The sequence below is a fragment of the Pararhizobium sp. P1_E7 genome (genome assembly GCF_056405855.1).
Map to the genome: position 1 here is coordinate 1 of NZ_JBFUBH010000199.1, position 1,693 is coordinate 1,693.

Below are 1,693 nucleotides of genomic sequence, written 5' to 3' on the forward strand. Positions count from 1 at the left end.
GGATGCTTGCTTCAAGCACAAATTTCAACGATGATCGCCCGTCCTCGATAGCAACTCGAGCGAGTCTTGGTGGCGACGCGGTTAGAATAGGTGTTTTCGTCAAGACATCCTAACGACGTCTGTCCGGGAATGGTTGAGGACGCCGAGGCGGGCGATGTCATACGATCGATTTAGGAAAATTCATCTATGCCTACCCCTACTTGGGCTATCGCACAGGCGAAAATGAGCGTGGAGATCAACGGCACCTACGTTCCGTTTAGGAGTGTCCCGGATGCTCTGCCTCGCTTCGTTCGCCCGGCGCTTTTTTCCACAGGGCACGAGGTTTGGGAGCTACAATTCTTCGGTTCATCGTTCCTGGGGAAATATCGCGATTGGCACTTTGGTCTCGCGACCGCCCATCAGACAAACACAGGAAAAGGTGCACCTGAGGCATCCAAGTTCGTGGTCGTGGTCGAAGCTGACGGGAAGAGATTGGCGATACCGCCCAGCGACCTGCATATTCCTCGCATTGAAGGCGATGACAACCAGTCGCTGACAGATCTAATCTTCTTCGATTATGGCGTCCTCGATCAACGATACCGGGCAAATCACCTGGATCTAACCAAAGCTTATTGGTCGGATGACGGCGGCGTGACTGACTACTCGTTCCTGATCGGTTTTCCTACGAGTTCCAAGACCATTACGATTGATGATGATTTTACCGCCCTGTCTGAATTTACGATGCGGTGGATCAGGCAGGATTTGCAGCGAGCCTCGACTGCTCCATTGGATCCTGAACATCGCAACATATTCGTGAAACATGAGCGGTCGACCCGTCTCAGCGTTGAACCGGATGGTTTAAGCGGGTCGCCTGTCTTTTCGATCGTGAGTTCGCCAAGCGGCGAGCGATATCTGAAGTTCGAAGGTATCGTTACCAACGCCCGCGGCGACCGATTCGCGGTGTATCCCAGCGTTTACATCCGCGACATGCTGGACGATATCATCTCGAAGGCTCAGACAGCGCGTTCGCGTCAGCGCTCAACACAGAACGATGCAGGTGGACCTGCATGATGAAGGCAGAACCTACTGACGGGATTGGGAAGAATGGACTACATAGGGCTATTTCCGATCCCGCAAGCCTTGCTCCCGGCGCGGCTGAAAAGCATGTTCGAGCATATTGGGCTAGACCCGCGCGAACTCGTTGAGGTGTCGGCAAACTACCAAAACGTTGGCGGCGATCACGATCGCGAGCACCTTTACATGTTTATGGCCGTCGTTCCCGAGGAAAAGGCGGAGGGCATCGGCGTGATGTATGAGGGCTCGCATGGCGTCGTTGCGCACTCGACCCCGACGACTGATGGCAAAGGGAAGTGGGAGGATCTCGCGCGGTCATCTTTCGCCTACGACTATGTTGTCGCGTCGTGGGGCAGTGGATCGTTTTACTCATACTATCTGGCTGAAAAGGTTTGGATGACACTCGGCCTGACCGCGCGTTGCGTTGGCAACAACCATCAACGCGTCATTTTCGATGATCTAGCGCTTCCGGAGTTTGGGGTCGCCGAAGGTGAGATTTCGAACGAATTTTTCTGGACGTCTAAGCGCGACATTCGCTGGACAATCAAGAATTCCTATTTGCGGAAGTACCTGTTTTTGCGTGGAGCGGCTGGCGTCCGGTCATTCTATTATCAGAACGTGTTGCCGGACAGCCCCGAAC

At 54.0% G+C, this 1,693-nt stretch carries 1 protein-coding gene and 1 pseudogene; both read left to right on the forward strand.

Going from position 1 to position 1,693, the window contains the following annotated elements:
- Nucleotides 1-186 precede the first annotated feature (186 nt).
- The gene (locus tag AC1D17_RS28865; protein WP_477568620.1) at nucleotides 187-1,050 is read left to right on the forward strand and encodes a hypothetical protein; all 864 of its coding nucleotides are present in this window, start codon (nucleotides 187-189) and stop codon (nucleotides 1,048-1,050) included.
- A 33-nt stretch (nucleotides 1,051-1,083) separates the two neighbouring features.
- Nucleotides 1,084-1,693 (forward strand): annotated as a pseudogene (locus tag AC1D17_RS28870) (hypothetical protein); the annotation flags it as partial.

What these genes read in the sequence shown, in the direction of transcription:
- AC1D17_RS28865 (WP_477568620.1), top strand. Translation starts at nt 187, where the DNA reads ATGCCTACCCCTACTTGGGCTATCGCACAGGCGAAAATGAGCGTGGAG.